24 protein-coding genes and 1 other annotated feature are annotated in these 24,623 nt (G+C 45.1%); of the genes, 4 read left to right on the plus strand and 20 right to left on the minus strand.

Going from position 1 to position 24,623, the window contains the following annotated elements:
- Nucleotides 1–9: 9 nt before the first annotated feature.
- From EKM80_RS02080 to EKM80_RS02120, 9 genes are all read right to left on the minus strand, one after another.
- Nucleotides 10–642 (minus strand): response regulator, encoded by a 633-nt coding sequence (locus tag EKM80_RS02080; protein WP_125551465.1) that lies wholly within the window; start codon nt 640–642, stop codon nt 10–12.
- 36 nt (nt 643–678) lie between these two features.
- Entirely contained in the window at nt 679–1,746 is a 1,068-nt protein-coding gene (locus EKM80_RS02085) for a sensor histidine kinase (RefSeq protein ID WP_125551466.1), read from the minus strand.
- The gene (liaF, locus tag EKM80_RS02090; protein WP_125551467.1) at nt 1,743–2,483 is read right to left on the minus strand and encodes a cell wall-active antibiotics response protein LiaF; all 741 of its coding nucleotides are present in this window, start codon (nt 2,481–2,483) and stop codon (nt 1,743–1,745) included. The genes EKM80_RS02085 and liaF overlap by 4 nt, the downstream gene beginning before the upstream one ends.
- 361 nt (nt 2,484–2,844) lie before the next feature.
- Nucleotides 2,845–3,321 (minus strand): transcription elongation factor GreA, encoded by a 477-nt coding sequence (gene greA, locus EKM80_RS02095; protein ID WP_125551468.1) that lies wholly within the window; start codon nt 3,319–3,321, stop codon nt 2,845–2,847.
- Between the two features lie 144 nt (nt 3,322–3,465).
- Nucleotides 3,466–4,110, minus strand: a complete 645-nt coding sequence (gene udk / locus EKM80_RS02100) for a uridine kinase (RefSeq protein WP_125551469.1) — start codon at nt 4,108–4,110, stop codon at nt 3,466–3,468.
- 71 nt (nt 4,111–4,181) lie between these two features.
- A complete protein-coding gene (gene mltG / locus EKM80_RS02105) occupies nt 4,182–5,360 on the minus strand; it encodes an endolytic transglycosylase MltG (protein ID WP_125551470.1) in 1,179 nt (392 codons plus the stop codon).
- 543 nt (nt 5,361–5,903) lie between these two features.
- Nucleotides 5,904–8,318, minus strand: a complete 2,415-nt coding sequence (gene pheT / locus EKM80_RS02110; RefSeq protein ID WP_125551471.1) for a phenylalanine--tRNA ligase subunit beta — start codon at nt 8,316–8,318, stop codon at nt 5,904–5,906.
- 380 nt (nt 8,319–8,698) lie between these two features.
- Entirely contained in the window at nt 8,699–9,745 is a 1,047-nt protein-coding gene (gene pheS / locus EKM80_RS02115) for a phenylalanine--tRNA ligase subunit alpha (RefSeq protein ID WP_125551472.1), read from the minus strand.
- A gap of 58 nt (nt 9,746–9,803) precedes the next feature.
- Nucleotides 9,804–10,023 (minus strand) — a binding site (T-box leader).
- Nucleotides 10,024–10,061: 38 nt separating this feature from the next.
- Nucleotides 10,062–10,430 carry a winged helix-turn-helix transcriptional regulator gene (locus EKM80_RS02120; RefSeq protein WP_125551473.1) on the minus strand — a complete coding sequence of 123 codons (369 nt, stop codon included), beginning with the start codon at nt 10,428–10,430 and terminating at the stop codon, nt 10,062–10,064.
- Between the two features lie 386 nt (nt 10,431–10,816).
- On the opposite strand from EKM80_RS02120, the gene EKM80_RS02125 reads away from it, so the two are divergent.
- Complete coding sequence (locus EKM80_RS02125; RefSeq protein ID WP_125551474.1) at nt 10,817–11,287, plus strand: universal stress protein; 471 nt, start codon at nt 10,817–10,819, stop codon at nt 11,285–11,287.
- 46 nt (nt 11,288–11,333) lie between these two features.
- On the opposite strand, the gene EKM80_RS02130 is transcribed toward EKM80_RS02125, so the two are convergent.
- Nucleotides 11,334–11,852: an HD domain-containing protein gene (locus EKM80_RS02130; protein WP_125551475.1), complete on the minus strand. Its 519-nt coding sequence runs from the start codon at nt 11,850–11,852 to the stop codon at nt 11,334–11,336.
- Nucleotides 11,853–12,123: 271 nt separating this feature from the next.
- Nucleotides 12,124–12,879 (minus strand): TrmH family RNA methyltransferase, encoded by a 756-nt coding sequence (locus tag EKM80_RS02135; protein WP_125551476.1) that lies wholly within the window; start codon nt 12,877–12,879, stop codon nt 12,124–12,126.
- A 507-nt stretch (nt 12,880–13,386) separates the two neighbouring features.
- Between EKM80_RS02135 and EKM80_RS02140 the strand changes: the two genes are divergently transcribed.
- Nucleotides 13,387–13,662 (plus strand): acylphosphatase, encoded by a 276-nt coding sequence (locus EKM80_RS02140; protein ID WP_125551477.1) that lies wholly within the window; start codon nt 13,387–13,389, stop codon nt 13,660–13,662.
- A 183-nt stretch (nt 13,663–13,845) separates the two neighbouring features.
- Nucleotides 13,846–14,781 (plus strand): membrane protein insertase YidC, encoded by a 936-nt coding sequence (yidC, locus tag EKM80_RS02145; RefSeq protein WP_125551478.1) that lies wholly within the window; start codon nt 13,846–13,848, stop codon nt 14,779–14,781.
- Nucleotides 14,782–14,830: 49 nt separating this feature from the next.
- Here yidC and EKM80_RS02150 read toward each other — a convergent pair whose 3' ends face one another.
- From EKM80_RS02150 to gndA, 3 genes are all read right to left on the minus strand, one after another.
- Nucleotides 14,831–16,399, minus strand: a complete 1,569-nt coding sequence (locus tag EKM80_RS02150; RefSeq protein ID WP_125551479.1) for a HAMP domain-containing sensor histidine kinase — start codon at nt 16,397–16,399, stop codon at nt 14,831–14,833.
- Complete coding sequence (locus tag EKM80_RS02155) at nt 16,399–17,085, minus strand: response regulator transcription factor (RefSeq protein ID WP_125551480.1); 687 nt, start codon at nt 17,083–17,085, stop codon at nt 16,399–16,401. Before EKM80_RS02155 ends, EKM80_RS02150 begins: the two co-directional genes overlap by 1 nt.
- Before the next feature lie 211 nt (nt 17,086–17,296).
- Nucleotides 17,297–18,721, minus strand: a complete 1,425-nt coding sequence (gene gndA / locus EKM80_RS02160; RefSeq protein WP_125551481.1) for an NADP-dependent phosphogluconate dehydrogenase — start codon at nt 18,719–18,721, stop codon at nt 17,297–17,299.
- A gap of 319 nt (nt 18,722–19,040) precedes the next feature.
- Between gndA and EKM80_RS02165 the strand changes: the two genes are divergently transcribed.
- Complete coding sequence (locus tag EKM80_RS02165) at nt 19,041–19,841, plus strand: Fic family protein (RefSeq protein ID WP_125551482.1); 801 nt, start codon at nt 19,041–19,043, stop codon at nt 19,839–19,841.
- A gap of 151 nt (nt 19,842–19,992) precedes the next feature.
- Here EKM80_RS02165 and rpmF read toward each other — a convergent pair whose 3' ends face one another.
- The 6 genes from rpmF to EKM80_RS02195 all read right to left on the minus strand — a co-directional run bounded on the left by rpmF (nt 19,993) and on the right by EKM80_RS02195 (nt 24,568).
- Nucleotides 19,993–20,181: a 50S ribosomal protein L32 gene (gene rpmF / locus EKM80_RS02170; protein ID WP_125551483.1), complete on the minus strand. Its 189-nt coding sequence runs from the start codon at nt 20,179–20,181 to the stop codon at nt 19,993–19,995.
- Between the two features lie 36 nt (nt 20,182–20,217).
- Nucleotides 20,218–20,772, minus strand: a complete 555-nt coding sequence (locus EKM80_RS02175; RefSeq protein WP_125551484.1) for a YceD family protein — start codon at nt 20,770–20,772, stop codon at nt 20,218–20,220.
- 474 nt (nt 20,773–21,246) lie between these two features.
- Nucleotides 21,247–22,029, minus strand: coding sequence for a sulfite exporter TauE/SafE family protein (locus EKM80_RS02180; protein ID WP_125551485.1), 783 nt, complete (start codon nt 22,027–22,029; stop codon nt 21,247–21,249).
- A 221-nt stretch (nt 22,030–22,250) separates the two neighbouring features.
- Entirely contained in the window at nt 22,251–23,132 is an 882-nt protein-coding gene (murQ, locus tag EKM80_RS02185; protein ID WP_225418787.1) for an N-acetylmuramic acid 6-phosphate etherase, read from the minus strand.
- 80 nt (nt 23,133–23,212) lie between these two features.
- On the minus strand, nt 23,213–24,007 hold the full coding sequence (locus EKM80_RS02190; RefSeq protein WP_125551486.1) for a MurR/RpiR family transcriptional regulator: 795 nt from the start codon (nt 24,005–24,007) through the stop codon (nt 23,213–23,215).
- 84 nt (nt 24,008–24,091) lie between these two features.
- Entirely contained in the window at nt 24,092–24,568 is a 477-nt protein-coding gene (locus EKM80_RS02195) for a PTS system mannose/fructose/N-acetylgalactosamine-transporter subunit IIB (RefSeq protein ID WP_125551487.1), read from the minus strand.
- Nucleotides 24,569–24,623: the final 55 nt, after the last annotated feature.

Below are 24,623 nucleotides of genomic sequence, written 5' to 3' on the forward strand. Positions count from 1 at the left end.
ACTTGGGGCTCATTCAGCAATGTGGTGCTTTAAGGCATAGATTGCCGCTTGGGTGCGATCGTCGACCTGTAATTTTGATAAAATATTGGAGACGTGGGTTTTAACGGTTTTTAAGGTGATAAATAATTCGTCAGCGATTTCTTGATTGCTTTTACCTTGGGCAATCAGCTTCAGCACTTCAGTTTCGCGCTTGGTCAAATCTTCATACAAATTCGGTTCTGGCCGCTGGGTCAGGCGGTGCATCATTTTCGTTGTGACCTCGGGCTCCAATACGGATTCGCCGTTGTTGGTAGCGCGGATCGCGTCGGCAATTTCTGCTGCGGTAGAGGTTTTCAGAATATAGCTTTTAGCGCCAGCTTCGATGGCGGGATAAACTTTTTCATCGTCAATAAAGCTGGTGACGATCAAAATCCGCGCTTCTGGCCACGCTGCCATGATTTTTTGGGTGGCTTCAATGCCGTCCATCACGTCCATCACCAGATCCATCATAATCACGTCTGGGCGTAACGCCATGGCTTTGTCATAACCAACCTGGCCGTTTTCGGCTTCACCGACGACTTCAATATCATCCTGTACACCTAAATAACTGGCCACGCCGATGCGCACCATTTCATGATCATCCACTAACAATACTTTTATCAAAACATCCACTCCCTATTTGCCATTCCAACGTCTAACTTATTTTTCGGTGTTTTCGCCATGTATTAGCGGCACGCGAATTTCTACACTAGTGCCTTGCTTGGGAAAGCTGATAATTTTCGCCGTGCCGCCAATACTAGCCGCTCGTTCTCGAATATTATTGAGGCCGTAGCTACCGGCGTGATCGCTTTTTTGCATATCAAAACCGATGCCATCATCGACGACTTTTAAAACGACCATTTGTTCAACTTGCTTTAAGTATACTTCAAGTGACTTCGCTTGGGAATGCCGTAATGTGTTGGAGAGCAATTCCTGGACGATGCGGAATAAATTGTCTTCCACGCCACTGGATAACTTAACGTCGCCAATATCCCACTGCATGTTCAATTGAATTTTGGTGGTCAATTCTTTCAGTAGTTGGATAATTCCTTGGCGTAGCGACTTGCCTTCCAAACTGATTGGCCGCAAATGTAGCAGCAACGCACGCATTTCTGATTGGGCTTCGTTAATGATTTTTTCAACGAGCTTCAATTGTTGATTCAGCTGCGCCGCCTTGTCTGGCTTGCCAGCAATCTCATTTAACGCCGATAGTAGCATCATTGCGGCAAATAACTGTTGGCTGACGGAATCGTGTAATTCGCGGGCCAATCGGTGGCGTTCTTGGGTCAGAATTTCTTCCTTATTGGCGCCATCCACCAGTTGCGGGCGATCGCTGTAGGTCTGAATTTCTTGCTGCAAGCTGATCATTTTTTGGCGCAGGCGTTCAACACTAGCATCGAGATCAAAGGCAGTTGGTTGGGCGCTGACGTGTTGAAAAATGTCCGCCTCATACTGGCCACTGCCTAGTAGTGCTAATTTGGATTCAATTTGCCGCAATTGTTGGTGCATCAGCAAATAAAAAATCGTTGTGATCACCGCGCCGATCAGTAACGAACCAACGATCAGATAAACGTACAGTGGGATGTACATTAGCTGCGCCGTAAATAACGTGCTTAGCCAGTCCGCTTGGTTGACCGCGTAAAAATAGGAATAAAATAACGCGTTCAGCAAAAGAAACGATAACAAACTTGTTATCGCAAATATAAAGCCTTGTGAGCGTCTACTCATACGAAGATCACCTCTAAATCACCAATAAACACATTGGTCAGCAGTTTGATCCGCCGTTGATTGTCATCATAATCTTCGCTATAAAGTTTCAACGCTGTATTATTCATTTTGTATTGCTTATTATTAAAGGTCACATTACCGACCAAAGCCGTGTGATCCAGCATCACGGCGGTTCCCACTGGCACTAAAATTCGCGTGCGGCCGATGCCTTTACGAATGACGATCGTATTTTCAGCCTTAGGCAGCAAGGTGTTGCCCAGGTCCACGATCGTATCGCCCACGGCCAACACCAAATTAATATCTTGCCATTCAAACACGTCATTACCAATCGTTTGATTGCCAAACCAGCTGGTACGTACACTTTCACCGGCGTGAGTATTTGGTTCGCGCGTTTTTACCGCATGAAAGGCCTTCTTATTCCAAGGTAACCAGCGTAAATACTGCTGCTGGCCACGCCAATTATAGCCTTGCGTTAAAGCAAAGAAAATACCAACGATCAACATCAGCCAAATTGTGGGATTAGTCAGTAAAGTGATCGTGATTGCTAAAATACCGAAGAGCCAGAAAAAACTAGTTAAAAAGCGCCGCTGCTTGCTTTTATTGGCAACGTGCAGGCTTAGCGCCCCTAATACTAGAAAAACTAACGACGGCGCATGGGAAAATAATTGCCAGCCCAGTGTGATCAATAACATGGCTTCAATGATCAAGAAAATACGCCAAGGTCCAAGTCGTCGCAAATTGCGCCCTCCTTTTTTTAAGTCGCATGACTTTTTATTTTTATGGCAGGCGGCCGCAGTGACAGCAGGCGCCTGACCCAGTTTGATTTTAAATGGCTACTTTATTTTGACGGCAACGGTAGCCGTGCAAGGTGCGCATAAATATTTGGTACGCTTTGATTAAACTTAGTATACACGTTACCTCGCGTTTTGGCGTTTTGCTTTAGTCGTAAATCCAATCAGCCTTTAGACTGATTTACGGTCAAACAAAAATGGATGGGCGTGGTGGCTTGCACCATCATCCCATCCATTCGTTGCCGCTATTCGCCTAGCCAAAATAGTCAATATATGGCTAGGTTCAGTTCTGGCTCAATGCGCCAGCTTAGTCAGTTACTTTGGTGATCTTAACTTGCATATCGCCGCCTGGAGTTGTGATCGTGACTTGGTCGCCGGTATGTTGGCCGATCAACGCCTTGGCAATTGGTGAGTCATTGCTGATCTTGCCGGCAAAGGGATCTGATTCAGCCGCACCAACAATGGTGTAGCTTTCTTCATCGTCATCGCCCACTTCAACAAAGCTAACCGTTTTACCCACGGCAACTTCATCGGCCGCAATTGCATTGTTATCCACAACAACAGCATAATGTAACATATTTTCGATGGTTGCCACACGGCCTTCAACGAAACTTTGTTCATCCTTAGCTGATTCGTATTCTGAATTTTCTGATAAATCGCCAAAACCGCGGGCAATCTTGATTCGCTCAACGATTTCGGGGCGCTTATTAACTTTTAAGTCTTCTAATTCTGCTTCTAATTTTTCTTTACCTTCTGCAGTCATTTGAAATTCTTGTTCTGCCATGTTCCATTTCCTCCTATAATAAACAGCCGCCGCTAACTAATTTACACGGTAGCTGAGTCTTCGTCCGCGCACTTCCCGCCGACAAATTTATATTCAAATAAGCGTACCACGCTACTGTACAGTTGTAAATAACCTAAACTGAAATTATTTACCTCGTTGCGTTAAAATCGAGCGCACCTTGGTGACTAATAAATCGATGGCAACTTGATTTTCGCCACCTTCGGGCACAATCAAATCAGCGTAGCGCTTGGTTGGTTCCACAAACTGATGATACATTGGTTTAACCGTAGTCAAATATTGCTTGATGACACTTTCCAGCGAACGGCCGCGGTCGTGCATATCGCGCTCGATTCGTCGAATCACGCGGACATCATCATCAGTATCGACGAATACTTTGATGTCCATTAAATCCCGCAGGCGCGGATCATCCAAAATTAAAACTCCTTCAAGAATGATCACGTCCTTAGGCTGCTGCAAAATTGTCGCTTGACTGCGATTAAATAATTTATAGTCATAAACGGGCTTTTCAATGGCCTGATAATGTAATAATTTTTCCAAATCACTGATCAACCGCGCTGTATCAAAGGCCAGTGGATGATCGTAGTTGACCGCCTTGCGCTGGGCCATGGTCATGTCGCTTTGGTCGTTGTAATAAGCATCTTGTTCCAATAATAAAACTGAATTATCAGCAAAATGATCGAAAATAGCGTGGGAAACGGTGGTCTTGCCTGAGGCAGTGCCCCCGGTGACGCCAATGACGATTGGTTTTGCGGATTGTGACTCCGTCATGATTCATCCTCCAAAATTAGCACGATTTGATACTGCAAAAAACAGTCAAGAGTTATCCTGACTGCCTTAAGCTAGTTATTATTACCGTTCTTAGTTTGAATCCCGCTATTGGTGTTCGTGTGTTCTTCAAAGGTTTGTGAATAGTACACTTTACCGGTCTTCAAATTGGCCACAAAGTAGAGATAATCTTGTGCGCGTTCCGTTGGGTTCAAAACGGCTTGGATCGAGTCTTTGCTTGGGTTGTTAAACGGCCCTGGACCATAACCCTTGTTTTTGTACAGGTTATACGGTGATTTCACCGCTAGATCTTTGTTGTACAAATGTGTTTTATGCGTATTCAGTGCATACATAACCGAAATATCGGATTGCAATGGCATGCTGGCGTCAATTCGGTTAAAGAATACGCCGGCAATTTTGGCGCGGTCAGTCGAGGTATTGCCTTCACGTTCAACTAACGACGCTAGCGTCAACACCTTTTGCACCGTTAAATCTTTAGCCGCAATCTGCTTGTAGTACGGCGTCATGATCAGATTGGTTTTCTCCACCATATCAGTGACTAATTCCTTTAAGCTCATGCCTTGATAATAGTCATAAGTTGCCGGATATAAGTAACCTTCTAGGTGATAGCGGACCTCTTTTTGCGCCATCGACGAGCTTAATAACTTGGGGTACTTCTTCGCCAATTTTTGCATAAATGTTTGGTCTTTCATTAAGGCTAAGAATTGCTTCTTGGAAAAATGCGTTGCCTTAGCGACTGCCGCACCAACTTGTTCCGTGGTCGCCCCTTCTTTGACGAGGACACGGTACTGGCTAGTTTGACTACCGCCATCGGAGAGCTTTTTCGTCACTTCCGATAATGGCATCGATGGTTTTAAATTATAAAATCCGGTTTGAAATTCCGAAAAATTATGCGCTTTAACGTAATAATTAAAGACCATCGCGCTTTTAATTACTTTTTCATTTGCTAAAATAGCGCCGATCTGCTTGTTAGTCGCCCCAATTGGAATCTTGACCACGATTGTTTTATTGTTGTCCTTATCGTATGGCTGCAGCGATGAATGAACATAATTCATCCCCAGTAACCCAATAACCACGACCAATAAAACTAACAGGCCAACGATCCAATAAACAATTTTATCGACTACTTTTTTCTCAGCCACCCGCTCCTCCGCTAATTTCTCAGCATCAAGTTCAAGTTGCTGCTTGTCTTTACTTTGATGGTCAGGCTGTTTATCGCCACGATTAGCCAAAGCAAAACCTCCTTATTTCTAATCCAAACTTGATCAGTCACTAACTGTGCTTGCTCACACAAATAACTGACCGGCAATAATTGTACAATGCCTTACACATTATACAAAAAATTGGACTTAAATGCACCTGCACATCGACAAATTAAGAAAATCGCAAAGAGTGGTTGAACAGGCGCATAGATTTTGAGCATTAGCCTAGCTAGACAATAAGCTACACGAAGTGGAGCGTTTGACTAGCGTAGCTAAGCGCAGAAATCTGCCTGTTCAACCACGTTTCCGCTGCCGCAAGCTCTAGATTACGGTTGAACAGGCGCCTAGCTTCTGAGCATTAGCCTACTACTTCGCAATCAGAGTAGTTTATTAGCAAAGAACGCTAATAACCTTTGATGCTACGGGCGTTGTCCATTCAACTAAGGCAAAGACCGCCGAGTTGAAACATGGCAAGCGCAGAAATCTGCCTGTTCAACCACGTTTCCGCTGCAGAATGATTAACCAGCCGCTTTCGAGCACGCCCCCCTGCTACGCCGCACTCACAAAAGTTGCTTATCGAATTGTTGCGTCATGTTCGTCTTGCAAGGCAGTCACTACTTTGGCAAAGGCGGCGTTAACTTGGTCGTCGGTTAAGGTGTCATCAGGGTTTTGATAAGTCAAGGTGTAAGCCAATGACTTCTTGCCGGCGTCAATATGCTGGCCAGCGTAGAGGTCGAACAATTGGACGTTGGTTAAATACGCACCACCGTGAGCTTGGATCGTTGCTTCTAAGGCAGCGTTGGTTGTTGCTGCGTCCACGACTAACGCCACGTCACGGGTAACGGCTGGGTAGCGTGAAACGGGTTGGTAAACCACCGCTTGACTGTCTAAGGCTAATAATTGTTCTAAATCTAATTGGAACACATAAGTTGCGGATAAACGGTATTGCTTAGCCACTCGCGGATGAATTTGGCCAACAAAACCAACGATTTGGCTGCCGACTAAAATATCAGCGGTCCGGCCAGGGTGCATGTCCTGATGGCGCGCGGTTGCCGTAAATTCTGGTGTCGCCGTCAAATGGAAATCAGCCAAAACAGTTTCCACGATGCCTTTAATTTGATAAAAGTCGATAGGCTGTGCGGTCTGATTCCATGCTGCCGCTTGCCAGTCACCAGTGATGGCGCCGGCTAAATATTCCAATTCGTGGGGACGTACGGTGGTGGCGTGTTGCTTCAAGAAGACGCGGCCTTGTTCGTACAAAGCGACATTTTGTTGCTTGCGAGCAGCGTTATAGGCAAGATCGTCCAACAAGCCGCTGATCAAATTCATCCGTAACGTTGTATGGTCCACAGTCATTGGCCAATCCACGCTGGTTGGTTGGCTACCCGTTAAGCGGAAGGCGGCTGCTTTATCGGCAGTGGTCAACGCGTAGCTTAGTGCTTGGCTCAAGCCTGTTGTTTCCAACGTGTGTTCCAAATGGCGAATCAACTTCTGCCGTGGTGTCAACAAGCCTGGAGTTGAGGCGCTGGCGGTTAGCGTTTCGGGCATGCGGTCATAACCGTACAGGCGTGCCACTTCTTCAATTAAGTCAGCGTCAATAGCAATATCCCAGCGTCGTGCTGGTACGGTGACCGTAAAGCTACCTGCTGTTTCCGTCACGCCAAAGCCTAACCGGTCAAAAATTGCCTTAACTTCTGCCGTCGTAATCGCGGTGCCGAGAACTTGGTTGATCCGTTCAGTCGTCACGTTAACGGTAACCTTTTTAACTGGCAAAGCCGTCGGGGATAAACGGCCAGCTAGCACGGTTGCGTCCGCTAATTCAGCGATCAAGCTCGCCGCGTTGTCCAAGGCGTTGAGCACGTCGTCGGTGTTGACGCCCTTTTCGAAGCGGGATGAGGCTTCGCTGCGCAAGTTGTAGCGTTGCGCGGTTTTGCGAATATGCGTTGGTTCGAACACAGCGGCTTCCAAAATAACCGTTTGGGTGGCGTCCGTGATTTCCGAATCCAAGCCGCCCATTACGCCGGCTAAATTCAATACATCGGTGCCATTTGTGATCACGATATCGTCAGTGGTCAAGTCGTGTTCGTTGCCGTCCAAAGTCGTTAATGTTTCGTCGGCCTGCGCGCGGCGCACCTCGATCGTTTGGCCGCCAATTTTAGCGTCGTCAAATGCGTGCAACGGTTGGCCGTAGTCTAGCATGATCAAATTAGTCACATCGACCACGTTGTTGATTGGCCGCACGCCAGCGTTCCATAAACGCCGTTGTAGCCACAATGGACTTGGCTTGATGGTGACATTTTCGATGACGCGCAAGTTATAGCTAGGCGCATCGGTGGGATCCACCACTTTAGCCTGCAACACGTCGCTGGCTTTCTTGTCACTCTCCGTTAAGTTAACTGCGGGAAAATGAACTTGTTCGCCATAAATAGCCGCCACTTCATGTGCTGTGCCGCGCATGCTTAAAGCATCGGCGCGATTCGGTGTAATTTCCAAATCTAAAATAGCGTCATCCATGCCTAAATAGCTATAAACCGGCAGGCCAACTTCGGCGTCAGCTGGCAAAACATAAATCCCATCGGCATAAACTTGCGGCGTAACGTCGTCGCTAAAACCAATTTCCTGCAAGGCACAAATCATGCCATTGGAAATTTCGCCGCGTAACTTACCTTTTTTAATTTTTTCATTGTTCGCGATCCGTGAACCAGGCAAAGCCACGATCACCTTTTGCCCAGCCGCCACGTTCGGCGCACCACAAACGATCTGTACCGTTTCCTCAGGACTGATCTGCACCTGACACAATTGCAAATGATCAGAATCAGGATGCGGCTTAGTCGATTCAACGTAGCCGACAACAATTTTCTTAAGCCCAGCATCAGGATGCTTGACCCCATCGACCTCGATCCCCGTTAAAGTCACTTTATTAGCCAACTCCTCAGCCGGCACGGCAAGATCAACATATTCTTTTAACCAATTATACGAAATTTTCATAAAGATAAAATCCTCTCTTTCAGAGTGTTCGAAAAAGCGGTCAGCTTCTGAGCATTAGCCTAGCTAGACAATAAGCTACACGAAGTGGAGCGTTTGACTAGCGTAGCTAAGCGCAGGAAGCTGCTTTTTCGAACACGTTTATGCTAGAGTGCTGTAAAAAAAGCGGTCAGTTTCTGAGCATTAGCCTAGCTACTACTCCGCAACAGTAGATGATTTTCGTTCCGAAAATCCTTGATGCTACGGACATTGTCCATTCAACTAAGGTGAAGACCGCCAAGTTGAAACATGGCAAGCGCAGGAAGCTGCGACTTTCGAACACGTTTACGCTAACTCAAGCGTACTGTAAAAACAGCGCTCATTTCCGCACTTCACCAACTACCCTATTCCTCAGTAAACTGACTGAGGAAGCGGATATCATTTTGGTAGAACTGGCGAATATCGTCAATGCCGTATTTCAGCATGGCAAAGCGATCAATGCCGAGGCCAAAGGCGAAGCCGCCGTACTTAGCTGGATCTACGCCAGCGGCTTTTAAGACGTTGGGATGCGTCATGCCGGCACCGAGAACTTCGATCCAGCCGGACTGTTTGCAGACGTCACAGCCGGCGCCGTTACATTTGAAGCAGGAAATATCGACTTCAACGGAAGGTTCAGTAAATGGGAAATAGCTGGGCCGGAAACGTACTTCGCGTTCAGCGCCGAAGAACTGGCGAATTGCATAAGTGAGCGTGCCTTTTAGGTCAGCCATCGTCACATGTTCGCCAATATACTGGCCTTCCATTTGGAAGAATTGATGGGAGTGGGTGGCGTCGTCGGTATCGCGCCGATAAACGCGCCCAGGACCAACCATTTTCATTGGGCCGGTGGCGAAGTCGTGTTGTTCCAGTGTCCGTGCTTCATCAGGTGACATGTGGGTGCGCATTAAAATATCCTTGTTGATGTAAAAAGTATCCTGCATATCGCGCGCCGGATGATCCTTGGGCATGTTCAATTTTTCAAAGTTATATAGTTCTTCTTCGACTTCATAACCGAGCACCACTTTGAAGCCCATACCGAGAAAAACAGTTTCTAGATCTTCTACCGTTTGCATGATCACATGGTGCGTGCCTTGCTTAACTGGTGTGCCGGGTAAGGTGACGTCAATTTTTTCTTGCGCCAATTGATGTTCAATTTTAGCCGCTTCTAAGGCCTGCTTGCGCGTTTCGATCGATTCAGTCAGCGCGTCGCGGACTTTGTTGGCAAAACTGCCGACTGCAGGCCGTTCTTCCTTGGATAAATCGCGCATGCCGCGCAAAACTTCTGTGATTGGTCCTTTTTTACCGAGCAAATTAACGCGAATATCGTTTAATTGCTTGAGATCGTCACTTTTTTCAATTTCTTTGATGCCTTGTTCGCGCAATGCATTTAACTTATCTTGCAGACTACTCATAAATCAGACTCCTATTCTTTTTCGTAAATTGGGTACAAAAAAAGCCCCATCCCTAAATTCAAGGGACGAGGCATCGCGTTACCACCCTAGTTCATAAGCAAATAAGCTGCTTACACACTCAAGCCAGGATAACGGTCTGTGCCGGAACTTTTTTTGTGTTTACGCCCAAAGTCGACTCCGGAAGTGAATTCACCGTGCAGTCGTGATCGCCCTTTCAACAAGCGTGCGATTTTCTGAACTGACTGCTACCGATTACTATTTTCCATCAACGTCTTTCTTGGTATATTCTAACATACCGACCTTGTGCGTCAATAGCTTAGGCTAATTCCTTGACGCATTCTTCAGCGTCCAACCAAGTATCAGCCCAGCCGTGGACGGCATCCATTACTTGTTTTAAATCTTGACCTTGTTCCGTCAAGGCATATTCGATCAGGGCGGAGCCAGCGTAGGTACGCCGCGTCACAATGCCTTCTTGTTCTAATTCTTTCAAGCGCTCAACCAAGACACGATCAGAGCACTTAGGCACTTTTTGTGCTAGGTCTTTGAAGCGCTGAGTTCCTTCTTCTAATAAGACATCAACGATCAAACCATTCCATTTCTTGCCTAAAATCGTAAATGTTTTCTGAAATTTCGGGCATAATTGAAATTGTTTAGTCTGACAGTCAGTCACCGCTTTTTCTGTCATAGTTCTCACCTCGCAAGTAGTTTAGCACACTTACTAGAAGTAAGTCCAATTGATAGCTTATTTTTAAATAGTGCAGTGAACAGCGGCAAAATAGGCTTTTGTAAAAAGTGGCTCTCGTGCGCATTAATCCTGATCCTTAGCAGAATAAATGTCATTTATTTGCTCAGCTAATTGGTAAAGGTGCTTTCAGAAAACTACTTGATCTTAACTGGCACATAGCGTTGACGAAAAGTTTTATGGGTAGCGGCCACCATAACAGCAGCTGTACCACGCCCACTAGCAGTAAAAATTGATTCTTATGATAAAGCTTTCATTACTTTTCAGAAAAATGGTATACTGAATTGGTAATGAATTCATATTTTGTACTTGCTAGGAGGGATCGTTGAATGTTACAAAATTATCACGACATTTTAGTCGCTGTTGATGGCTCACCCCAAGCACAACAGGCCTTTACTAAAGCAATCCGCATTGCCAAATTGAATCAGGGGCATCTATTATTACTCAATGTACTGGATATTTGGAATAAAAATTATGATTTTCGGCCAGTGCCCGATGATGATAGTTTCACGCAAAAGATTTTCGCGCAAACACAGAATTATCTGCAGGTTTTACAGCAGGAAGCTGCTCAACTGGGCGTGACGGATTGCGACATTCACATCCGCTTCGGTAATCCGAAAAAAATTATTGCCCATGAATTCAAGCTTGATCACCAAATTGATTTGATTATTTTGGCGGCAACTGGTAAAAACGCCCTCACCCGCACGCTAACAGGGTCCGTCACCGATTATGTGACCCGTAATGCCACTACTGACGTGTTGACGGTGCGGACAGATCTTGATAACCGGCCGCTAGTTTAAAGCATAACAAAAAAGATTATGGCCTTAAATGGTCATAATCTTTTTGTTATTCACTAATTTTCGCGGTTAACTTCAACACACGTTGTTTCAATCCGCGGCTAGATTTTTGCAATTCTGGTAGCGCGAATTCGTCAATAGCGCAATAATCATCAACAAGTGAAACGATCATGCTCTCCATATACCGTGGTGGTGCAATCGTTGCGCCCCACATATGCTTGATAATAATGTCTTTTTCTTTTTTAGATAATGTTGTTATTTTTTCAGCGTTACGCAAAGCGATCCGCGGGTGCACGTAGGCGTGGGTGCCCATATCAAATTTAGTGGTTCGCCAATCATAATAAAATAAATCATGTAATAAACCACCACGTGCAGTTGCCCGGGTATCTAAGTGCATTTTTTTAGCGATTAAGTAACTGCGATAAGAAACATGCAGTGAGTGTTCCAAACGGTTGGAAAAATGGTGCTGCGTGTAGTTGGCGAGGCGCTGAACCGCGTCGGTGGCCAATAAATCCGCAATTTCATCTACATATGCTTGATCGTCTTGCCAGTTAAGTTTTTTGGTCATTCAATGGCTGCCTTTCTTCTATAAAATCAACTAAGCACGTGGCTTAGCACAACGACAGATTAAAAGGATCTCAAACTAGAGTGTGCCGCAAAAAGCGTTAAAATTTTGAACACCAGCCTAAATCGGCATAGAAAACTGCTTTTTAGGCGCGTTTACGTTAAACCAATTTTAAACATCAATTTAAATAATTTGACAACACAACTACTAACATCGTTAGAATAACCTATTTTTTCCCGCTTGGCTAGTTTTTCACACTGAACGTAATCTATTCTTAATTTTTGAGTTGAAACAGTAATATTCCGGCGGCAATCGCCACGTTCAGCGATTCTGCGCGGCCTTGGATCGGAATATAGAGATTCTGCTCGGTTTGTGCCAACAAGTCAATTTGCATCCCGTTGCCTTCATTACCCATGATCAAGGCAAATTCTGGTTGCGCCGGCACCGTATGAAAATCCACGGCCGCTGGGTTCAACTCGCTGCCGTAAATCGGTACCTGCGCCGCTTTTAAAGCGGTTAGCCAGTCATTCAAGTCGCCTTGATATATTGGGATGTGAAAATGGCTGCCTTGCATGGCGCGCAACACTTTATCACTGTACAAATCAGCGCTGCCTTCGCCTAAAACGACACCGGATAAGCCAGCTGCGTCAGCGGTTCGCACCATCGTCCCAATATTGCCAGGATCCTGCACGCCATCGAGCAACAACCACGTGCCGTTGAAGCTTTGCGGCAACTTTTCCGTTGGTAATGGTAGCACCGCGAAAATACCTTGGGTGGTCACCGTGGCGCTCAGCGTTTGCGCGACTTCCGGCTTGAGCCAATAGATCGACATCGAGGCGGGCACCCAAGTCACACGCTTAAAGTCTTCGGTGGCCAAGATCATTTCAATTGGTGTTTGCGCGTCTAACGCTTCACGCACCAAATGAACCCCTTCGATCAAATAACGTTGTTGCTCGGTTCGATTTTTTTTACGGTTTAATTTATGCAAAGTTTTGATCAAATCATTTTTTGAACTGGTAATTAGCGTCATGGTGCAACTCCTCTGTGACTGTAATTTTAGTGTGCGCGCTAAGCTATTTAGTCCAGCGCACTAATTTAATTATAACACGTCCGTCGCTAGCGCTACACTGGTACTTACGCGCAAAATTGCCTATAATGAAGTAGCGTTCAGAATTAGGCGGGCTGTCAATGGAAATATAGGCAGCATTTGTAGTGTTACTGGGATTTGTGGTAACCGCTCACCTTGTTTGCGGAGTAGTAACTAGGCGCTTTTTCCCAGCGCTCTGAATTTGCGAAAACGTGTTCGAAAAAGCAGCTCCCTGCGCTTGCCATGTTTCAACTTGGCGATCTTCGCCTTAGTTGAATGGACAACGTCCGTAGCATTAAAGCTATTTGCGGTTTATGCAAATAGCTCACCTTGTTTGCGGAGTAGTAGCTACGCAAGTCAAACGTCCCATTTCATGGGTCTTATTGCCTTACTAGGCTAATGCTCAAAACATGGCGCCTTTTTTGACACTCTTAAAAGGAGGTATTCAATATGCGTCGTGTAAGTTTAACTGTTTTTGGTCGTGTGCAAGGCGTTGGTTTTCGTTATTTAACTAAAATGGTGGCTGATAAGATTGGTGTGACTGGAATCGTGCGCAATTTGCTGGATGGCACGGTTTATATTGAGGCTCGTGGTGATGAGCAGGCAATTGCGGCCTTTATTAAGGCAATCAAAAATGGTCCTTCGCCCTACGCCAAAGTGACGCGCGTTGATTTAACTGAACTGGCTGATGATAAGGTTTACCGCGACTTCGCTGTCACTAATTAAAACCGCGGTAACTTATTTTGCGCCACGGTCTAAAGTCTGATTGAAAAATGCCGGTCATTCAAGTATAGTAGTAGAAGACTTTATTGGCCGATTTGGCTAGTAAATACAGCTAATGTTATTAAAAATGAACCGGCATAAACTTAGTTTGCCGCGCTCTTTGTAGAAAGGAATTTAATCCAACACATGAAGCGAATAAAACGTCTACTTAGTTACGGTGGACTGTTCACGGTATTAACCTTATTACTGTCTGCATGTACCAATACCCAAACGCACCGTACGCCGCCAACCGGCTTTATTTACGGGCCGATTTATCATTGGTTAGGTTTGCCAATGCAACATTTGATCACTTGGATGGCCAAGTTATTCGGTAATCCCCCTGATTATGGTTGGGCAATTCTGCTGATCACTTTGATCGTGCGTTTGGTTTTGTTGCCATTGATGCTCAGTCAATCCAAGAGCACCTTGAAGCAGCAACACCGCCGCGAAGCCATCAAGCCCCAATTAGATGACATTCAAAAGCGTCAAGCTGCCGCAACGACCTCTGAGGAAAAGGCGGCTTTAAGCCAGGAAATGATGACCACCATGAAAGAAAATGGCGTCAGCATGACTGGTGGAATCGGCTGTTTACCGATGTTGGTTCAGTTGCCGGTATTCTCGGCCTTATACATGGCGATCCAATATAGTCCCGCAATTTTTAAGAGTACGTTCTTAGGCATTAGCTTAGGCCAAACCAATATTGTCGTCGCTGTTTTAGCTGGCTTAACTTATGTGCTGCAAGGCTACTTGTCCTTGATTGGCCTGCCCGAAAGTCAGAAGAAGCAAATGAAGACGATGATGTTAATGAGTCCAGCGATGACCTTCTTCATTGCCCTAGTTTCCCCAGCCGGCTTAGGCCTGTACTTCTTTGCTGGTGGGATCTTGGCGATTTTCCAAACGATGATCACCAACTTCTATTACATGCCACGGATCAAAGCTGAAGTGGCGGAAGAAATTAAAAAGAATCCACCGAAGCCGGTTGCAAAAGCAGTGGTCAAGCCTAAGCCAAAGACGGTAACGTCTGCAGCAGCCGCGAAGCCAAAGCGCAATCGTAACGCGGGTAAACAACAACATCATAACTAAACAAAAAGCATTTCAACGCGCGGATTACCGCCCAGTTGAAATGCTTTTTTTATGCATCCGGCGTTGGTGTGTTGCCGGTTTTATTTTCTAGATCTAGCAGTGATTCGCCTGGTTCTAACGTTTTAACGATTGGGAACGAAACGCGGAAAATCGCACCGCTGCCCAAAACGCTTTCCACTCGGATCCCACCGTGATAGCTTTCGACCAAATGTTGGGCAATCGACAAACCAAGGCCGTTACCGCCTTTGTCACGACTGCGCGCCTTGTCCACGCGGTAAAAGCGGTTGAAGACGCGGTCGATATTTTCTGGCGCAATACCTTCACCAAAGTCCTGCACGGCGATTTCAACGTTGCGTTCGTCACGCGAAATCGACAAATGCACTTCTTGCCGCTTTTGCGAATATTTCACCGCATTGTCCATTAAAATGATCAAAATCTGTTCAAAATGATCGCGATAAATTTTAATAACTGTTGGTGCCTTTAAATCGTCGTCCAGCGTAAAGGTAAATTCTGGATGGATCAACTTGAAATTGCCGAAAACTTGGTTGGCCACCTCTTTGGCATCGGTCATCGCATTCGGATAATGGATGTCCACCTGCTCAGCGCGGGACAGATCCAGCATTTCCTGAACCAAACTCTTCATCCGTGTAATTTCTTGCAGTGAAGCGCTGATCGATTCGCTTAGAATCTCCGGATCGTCCTTGCCCCAGCGATTAAGCATCTGCATGTGACCTTCGATAATAGCCACTGGCGTCCGCAATTCATGGGAAACATCTTCGACGAACTCTTCTTGTTGCTCAATGTAGCGCTGCATGCGATCCAGCATATCGTTGAATAGATTGGTTAGATCCGCCAGCTCATCATTACGCTGCGGGGCGGCGATCCGTTCAACTGACTGCGGTTCCTGATTGATAATATCAATGGTTTCCGTCATTGCCTTGATCGGCTTCAGGAAATAAACCGCCAATAAATAACCGAGCACCCCACTAACCAGAAAGGCAAATGCACCGAGCACGTAAAAAGCTACCAGTAACTGATGCTGATCTTTGTGCAACGTGCCCAGCTGGCTGGTGACCTGAACATAGCCGATGATCCGCCCACTTGTCCGCGAGCGAATCGGCCGCCGCCCAATAAAGCCATCTTGGCTGCCCACTTTTTCGCGGGAAACATCGATTGCCTTGGTCTGCTTAAACTTAGTTGAAATATTGCGGGAAGCATAAACTTCCTTACCGGCAGGATTATAAATCGTCACCGTTACGTCTTCGCGCGCCAACTTAACGATGATCGAATCCGTGTAAATGTTATCTTTGCCCCGCGTTTTATTTTCTGGTACCGGGTCGGCTGCCGTGGCCAAATCAGGCCGCAAGTACGGCAGCACGGTTTTATTGGTCAGCGTGTTGGACTGATTGTTCAGCCGCTCCACCACCAGGGTCATGGTATCCTTTAAATTCGTTTCTTCTTGGTTCATCATAATGGCGGTAAAACGACTAAATAGTAAAATTGCGAAAACAGCAAAAACAATGAATATACCAAAAGCGGCACCCAACGCCCACTTCCACCTGAGGGAGAAGCGTCGAGCCCGCTTTACTTGATTAGGATCATTTGCTGGGTTGGTCATCACGAGCGCATCACGTACCCAGTGCCACGAACCGTTTGAATGTAACTATCTTCGCCTTTACGGTCGATTTTGTTACGTAAATAACGGATGTAGACATCGACCACGTTAGTTTCGACTTCACTTTCGTAGCCCCAAACCTTGTTTAATAGAATGTCACGACCTAGCACCACGTTGACATTTTCCATTAACGTTAATAATAATTCATATTCACGCTTGGTTAAATCAATTGTGTCTTGGCCACGCTTAACAACCCGGTTTTCCTTTTCGATAGTTAAATCGCGGTAAGAAACGGTGGTTTGCTTAGCGTTATTTTGTTCGCCTTCAATATCGATGCGGCGCAATAAAGCCCGTAGCCGTGCCAATAATTCTTCAATGGCAAAAGGCTTAACAATGTAATCGTCAGCGCCGTGGTCTAAGCCAGAAACACGGTCGATCACGGAATCACGGGCTGTCATCATGATAATTGGTGTGTTCTTAACCTGCCGTACTCGCCGGCAGACTTCAAGACCATTTAATTCAGGCAACATTAAATCTAGCAAAATAGCATCCCAGTCACTGTTTAACGCAGCATCTAAGCCAGTCCGGCCATTATAATGGACCGTCGTTTCGTAGCCTTCATGTTGCAATTCAAGCTCAACGAAGCGGGCTAAGTTTTTTTCATCTTCAATAATTAGAACTTTACTCATTAGGTCTCACAACTCCTCAAAAGAACCTTAGTTAATTCTCACTTAATTATATTTACGTTTAAAATCGCTTAATGACAATTCTCATACAGCTAGTAATTTTACCATTGTTTCGCTAAAAAAGCTACCACTGCTGACTGTAATGGCGTTTAGTGAATTCTCATTTGGTATAAAAAAACACAAAGTCAAAATGGCTTTGTGTTTTGCGCTAAAATTATTGTTCTTCGTACCATGGATAATGGAAGCTACCGGGACGATCTGTCCGTTCGTAAGTGTGGGCACCGAAGTAATCACGCTCAGCTTGGATGATGTTAGCTGGTAAGCGTTCTGAACGGTATGAATCAAAGTAAGAAATGGCAGCTGCGAAACCTGGTACAGGTACGCCGGCTTTAACGGCTAAACCAACAAGGTCACGAACTGATTCTTGATATTGTTTCGTAATGTTCAAGAAGTAATCATCTAACATTAAGTTTTGCAACTTAGGATCTGTTTCGTAAGCATCCGTGATGTTCTGCAAGAATTGGGCGCGGATGATACAGCCAGCACGCCAGATACGGGCAATGTTAGCGTAGTCTAGATCCCAATCATAATGGTCAGAAGCAATGCGCATTTGTTCGAAACCTTGGGCATAACTCATGATCTTGCTGAAGTACAAGGCTTTACGGATCATTTCAACGACTTCAGTTTTGTCAAAGTCAACCTTGCCAACTGGCTTAGGTAATACCTTGCTGGCCTTAACGCGTTCGTCCTTCATCATTGAGATGTAACGTGCGTAAACTGATTCTGTGATCAATGATTGTGGAATTTCTAACTCTAGTGCATTGGCGGAACTCCACTTACCAGTACCTTTGTTAGCTGTCCGATCTAAAATAACATCAACGATTGGCTTGCCAGTACCAAGATCGTCCTTACGCGTCAAAATATCAGCGGTAATGTCAATCAAGTAGCTGTCCAATTCGCCTTTGTTCCAGTCATTGAAAATCGCTGCAATTTCGTCAACGGATAAGCCGACTAATTCATGCAAGACGTGATAACTTTCAGCAATCAATTCTTCATCACCGTATTCGATGCCGTTATGGATCATTTTAACGTAATGACCAGCACCGTTAGGCCCAATGTAAGTGACACAAGGAGCGCCGTCTTCGGCTTTAGCAGCCATTTGTTCAAAGATAGGTGCAACAAGGTCATAAGCTTCCTTTTGACCACCAGGCATCATTGAAGGCCCCTTTAAGGCGCCTAATTCGCCACCGGAAACACCCATACCAATGAAGTTGATCCCAGATTTGTCTAATTCAGTGTTACGGCGGATCGTGTCCTTGAAGAAGGTGTTACCACCATCGATCAAAACGTCGCCTTTATCTAATAATGGAACTAATTCCTTGATGACGGCATCAGTACCAGCACCGGCTTTGACCATTAAAATGATCCGCCGTGGCTTCTCTAATGAGGCAACGAAATCTTGAATGCTGTAACTTGGCACTAATTTTTTATCAGCATGTTCCTTAGCCACTGTTTCGGTTTTAGAACTTGTTCGGTTGTAGATGGCGACGGTATAACCGCGGCTTTCAATATTCAAAGCCAAGTTTTTGCCCATGACCGCCATACCAACGACACCAATTTGTGGTGTTTGCTTTTCCATATTTCTTTGTGCCCCCTTGTATCTATTTAACAACCTCTATCCTATCAAAAAAGCGCAAGAAATAAAAGTAGAGTGGTTGAAAAAGTGCTCAGCGGCTGAGCATTAGCGTAATAAAGCGATAAGAGACACGCAGTGGATCGTTCGATTTATGTAGCTAAGCGCAGGCCGCTACTTTTTCAACCACGTTTCCGCCAAAGTGCTCAGCGGCTGAGCATTAGCAAAATGGTTCAGCTACCAAGCTAACATTAACTTAGCTAGCGCCAATGATCTAAATTCAGTATACTATAGAAAATGACCACTTATAAATGGGGTGAAATCAATGCAGAAATTAACTGAATTGCTAGTTACGATCACCAAGTTAAAAACGCAAATCGATCATTATCGACCGCTATCTAAAGCTCAAGTTATTCAACTTGAAAAAAATATTCGCATCGAACACGTATGGTCCTCCAGTACGATTGAAGGCAATCAGCTAAATCAGTTTGAGACTGCTTCGATTCTTAATAAGGGCCTGACGATCCATGGTGCTGCCGTCAAAGATATTCTTGAAGTGCTAGATCTTAATCAAGCTTACGAATATATGCTAGACCTAGCCAAACGTCAGCAACCCTTGACCCAAACAATCATTCGCGATTTGAATCGCTTAGCCACGCTACAAACTGCTGAAAACAGAGCTGATGCTGGTGTTTATCGGGCAATCACCGTGTGGCCAAATGGTTTAGAAAATCATCCCTATGTTGATCCATTCAGTATTCGCCCCCAAATGGACGCCTTGATCACGTGGGCTAATGAAACGCAAAAAAGCTTGCATCCCGTCATCTATGCAGCTCGCCTGCACCAGCGTTTCGTAGCGATTCATCCTTTTATTGACGGTAACGGTCGCACCGCCCGCTTATTAATGAATCTTGCACTCACGGAAGCCGGTTATCCAGTCATTAATGTCCAGCCAGCGAAAGCCTCTCGCGACGCCTATATGCTGGCTTTAGAAAAGGCCAGAAATGGTGTGTCGGCAGATTTTGACCAACTGATTGCTCATTATATGCTCACAACGCTGCAACAGCGCCTACGCATTCTCCAGCTTAATCAGCAAAATATCGCCGATGCTGAACATGACGTTTGAACCCAGCGGCGCTAAACGCTGCCCTCACTGCATAAAAGTTTATCTTTAAAAATGACTACTTTCAGACCGCCACACCTACTTCACATCCCCTAATTTAGCGTAAACAAAAAGCATTAGCGCCATGGCCGCTAATGCTTTTTAAACAGGTCTATTAGTCTGCACTCTTACCTGTTGTAATAACTTGTTTGCCATCATAAAAGCCACAGCTTGGGCATACGTGATGAGATACACGCAATTCGCCACAATTAGGGCATGCGCTTAAGTTAGGCATTGCTAATTTAATGTGTCCGCGACGCATACGTTTCTTCGTCTTGGAAGTCTTTCTTTTTGGTACTGCCATTAAATTCCACCTCCTTAAAATATTTATCGTTTCACATTACTTATCGGTTGATTCATCGAATAAACCTTTTAGTTGCGCAAAACGTGGATCACCTTGTTGTTTACGCGCTTCCAGTAACTGGTCGTAATCATCCTCAGAGATGACCTCCCAATCGTTACCTTTAGGCATATCTGCTTCGTCCTCACGTTCATGAGGCGTCAGCACCTGCATCGGGACATTCAGCAAGATATTATCCACCACCGCTGAATCAAGGTCAAGGGTCTCGTTTTCTAAAACGATCACGGTGTCCGCTTGATCTTCCTCCGCTAACTTACGCTGGTCGGCTGGCACGTAGATTTCAGTAAATTCAAAATCTAATGGCAGCGCAACTGGCTTCAATGAGCGAGTTGACGGTAGTGTCAACGTTCCCGTTACCACAACGTGCGCCGTGATCGTGCTCTGATCTAGTGAAACTAAACCAGAAACCGCGATCGGACTGACGTCAATAATTTGTGGATCACGCTTCAGCAAATCTGCCTTCAAATCAAGCGTGTCCGCAAGTGGCAAAGGCTCTTGCTGATACTTTTCTAATTCAAGTAAAGACCATTTCATTGAAGTTTCCTCCTAATGCAACGAGAATAATTATAACTTTCCAGAAAATCTTTGTCAACCTAATTTACTTTACAGAAGTCAGCGCCGGTATCACGGTGTTTAGCGGCAAAAACAACGGCTTTCGATTAGCTTGATCAGCAATTCAGCTGCAGGTTCGATTATAGCCGATACTGAGCCTAGTTGCTAGGGATTTGTTGGTTATTTCTGAAAAAGTTAGTAAATGGGTGCCGCTGCTGTGCAAACAGGCCCCTGTACAAAACTGTCGTTTAGACGTTTGACCGACAATTAAATTAAGTGGTCGTTGTGTACATCGTGTGAGCAAGTTACTAATCTAGCCTGGCTACACTGATGATTAGCGTAAAAAAAGACCTAACGTCCAGCGTTAAGCCTCATTAATATGCTTACAGTCAAAAGAATACCGCTTAGTTGCCTCATCTGGCATCCAACTGAACGCAAGCTTACCATTAGACCACATCAGATAAATAATCTAATACCGTTATACGTATTGATCAAAATAACCACTAAAAGCATCCCTTGAAATACTAGCGTCACTTTATCATCTGACAATATTTTGCTAAATAGTGAGCCAACGTAACCCCCGAGCAGCGCGGCTGGAATGATAAACCAGAGCAACTCTAAATTGATCAGACTTAATTCATCAGAGACAATCAGGCTAACCAATTTTGAACCTTGGGAAAAGAAAATCGTACACAATGAATACAGCGTTGCTTCCTTGATCGGCAAGCCAAACATCAGCATTAATAACGCTACATTAATTGGTCCACCGCCGATGCCGAGAAAACTAGCAAAACCACCTAAAAGTAAGCCGCAGCCTAAAGACCAGTACCAACCGGTAAGTTGCCAACTACGCCAGCCATAGCGTGTGCTAAAAAAAGCAAATAAAATGGTGATGATCGTTATGCTGATTTGCACACTCAACACATTTTTTTCAACAGTTACGCGCAACAGAACAGTTAATAAATTTTTACCAGCTATACCACCAATAATAGCGCCAACTGCGAGCCAAGAAATGAAGCTGCCTTTTAATTTAACACCATTTTGGCGTTGCTTGATCGTGGCTGTGATCGACATGACAAAAACGGCTACTGCAGAATAAAAGGAGATTGCGGCGACACTATCCACGCCGATGAGATCAAAAATTGGTTTGATCAGGACACCACCACCCATGCCGGAAATGGCGCCTAAAGAATTAGCGACAATGATCACCAGAAAATAAATAATACCTAGTAGTGGCATTCGTTCACCTCCAAATAGCGTTACCGTGCCGAGTGAAATTACGCTCCAGTACCTTTTATTTGAACCTTAGCGTTAGAATGCTATTAAAAAAAGCTGCTTCACCAATCCGGCTTGCTTAAATTCAGCAATCAAGCCGCTATGATTTCACAGCTAAGCGGTGTGCGGCCGCCGTTACACCACTAATTGTGCGGTGAAAAAGCACTTTTCCACGATGTGCTAGGTCAAATAATGTTTCCTACGCGGTTGTCATTAGCCGCCAACAATTTGAGGGCAGCCGTGTAATCCTGGTTAGCTTTAGCCATCACAATTGCAGCAGCAACGTTGTTATGCGCCGCAGCCAGCAGTTGCCCTGCAGCCGCATCATCTAATGACAAAATAGTTGCCAGAATACCGCTGGCCCGGTGGACTAATTTTTCATTAGTTGGTTGAACATTGATCATTAAATTTTCGTAGACGTAGCCCATGCGGATCATAACGCCGGTTGACAGCATATTAAGCACCATTTTTTGTGCTGAGCCAGCCTTCATCCGTGTGGAACCAGTGACCACTTCGGGACCAACCACTGGATTGATGGCAATTTGCGCTAAATCAGTCATCTGATTGCTGGCTGTGCAAGTAATGGAAACAGTTAGCGCCCCAATTTTGTTACCATAGGTTAAGGCACTAATCGTGTATGGTGTGCGGCCACTGGCAGCTAGTGCGATAACCGTATCATTTTGATTCAGCTTAACCCGTTCAAGATCTTGCACAGCTAATTTTTTTGAATCCTCAGCCCCTTCAACTGCCGCAAACATCGCTTTTTGACCACCTGCTAGTAGTCCAAATGCGCGCTCAGGGGCAACACCATATGTCGGTGTCAATTCGATGGCATCTAAAGCACCTAATCGTCCTGATGTGCCGGCGCCCATATAAATAATTCTGCCGCCAGTCTGGAAACGCGCGGTGATGGCTTCGATTGCTTGGCCAATTGCGTCATTTTGCGTGCTGATGGCAGTCGCAACGCTATGATCCGCTTGATTGATCAACTTAGCAATTTCAGTACCCTTTAATTGATCGATCTGCATCGTATTAGGATTTCGTTGTTCCGTCGTTAATTTAGCCACTTGCCTTCCTCCACTCTGTTTTAATTACCGGTCTTATCCTTAAGCCGAGAAACAATTTCGTTAGATTTAATAATGGTATCCTACATTTCTGGCAATTGTTTTTGAATGATACCACTGAAAAGAATATCGGTAACGATCATTGAATGAATCCGTGATGAAATCGAAGCCAGCCGGACTAAATGCTCAGTTTGTGGAATTTGTAAAGTTATATCAGTCTGCTTAGTTAGCGGTGAATCAAGATTGCTCACGATGCTGATCACCGGTGTATTACGTTTTTGCGCTGCCTGTGCCCCAACGACTACTTCCTTAGTGATTCCTGAGTAGGAAATTGCTAAAATAACATCGTCAGCTGTACTTTGCGTGGAAAATTCTAAATTCATGTGGGCATCAGTATCATAAAAACTAGTTTTACCGTAACGATTTAACCGGTGATACAGATCATAAGCAACTAATCCGGAAGTTCCAACCCCAAACAGATAAATGCGCTTGGCTTGGCGTAACGTGCTGATTGCCTTTGTTAATTCACCGTTATCCAGCGTTTCGTGTAGTGTTTCCGCGGCATCGCGGTACAGTTGCTGCATTTTCATGGTCAGCGTTTGTGCATCGTCCTCCGGTTTGATCACCAAATCAATTGATTGCTCATTGTGCTGAATCTGTTGTACCAAGTAAACCCGCATCTCGTCCATGCCAGCGTAACCTAATGACTGAACAAAACGAACGATTGTTGAGGCAGAAACACCCACATGCTGCTCTAACTCATGGGTGGAAGAATCAACAAACTGTTGTGGATGTTGACGCAAATAGTTAGCGATATGCTGTTGTGATTTACTCATGGTGCTATATTGTTGTTCAATTCGATCAAATAAAATTGTCATCACCTACTTTATTTTTACGGTTGTTTATTAGCTCGCAGCCACTAATATGCTTGCAACTATTTCATTAAAAACTTAAGTTGCCAATTATTTAATAAAGGTCGTGATCAACGCATCGCTTTCTGTCGGTACCATTTGCGCTGTCACCTTAACCCCTTGCTCGATCATCAGCTTAACATCCGCAATATCTTGCTCATTTAAATAAACGGACGCCTTAATTTGTTTAGTGCCTTCATGCGGCGCAATGTTACCGACATTAACTTGCTCTGTTTTGATGCCACCCGCAATCAAAGCCGCCATATCTTGAATATTTTGTGTGAGTAAAAAGATTTTTTCATCAGCGTAACGCCCCTGTGAAAAAGTATAGATTGCCCGCCGCACTGACATGATCGTCAGCTTAATGCCTTGAGGTCGCGCCATTTTTAAAACGCCGATCTGCATGTCGTCTTTAACGGCTTTATCGTTAACGACCACGATTCGTTCCGCACCACTTAACCGCGTCCAAACCGTTGCCACCTGACCATGAATCAGCCGTTCATCTATTCGTGCATGAATAATTGCCATAAAATATTCCTCCCTTGCTGCTGGATAATAGCTTGAACTGCCTATTAGAACCCAG

It is taken from the genome of Loigolactobacillus jiayinensis, assembly GCF_003946445.1.
Taxonomy (GTDB): Bacteria; Bacillota; Bacilli; order Lactobacillales; family Lactobacillaceae; genus Loigolactobacillus; species Loigolactobacillus jiayinensis.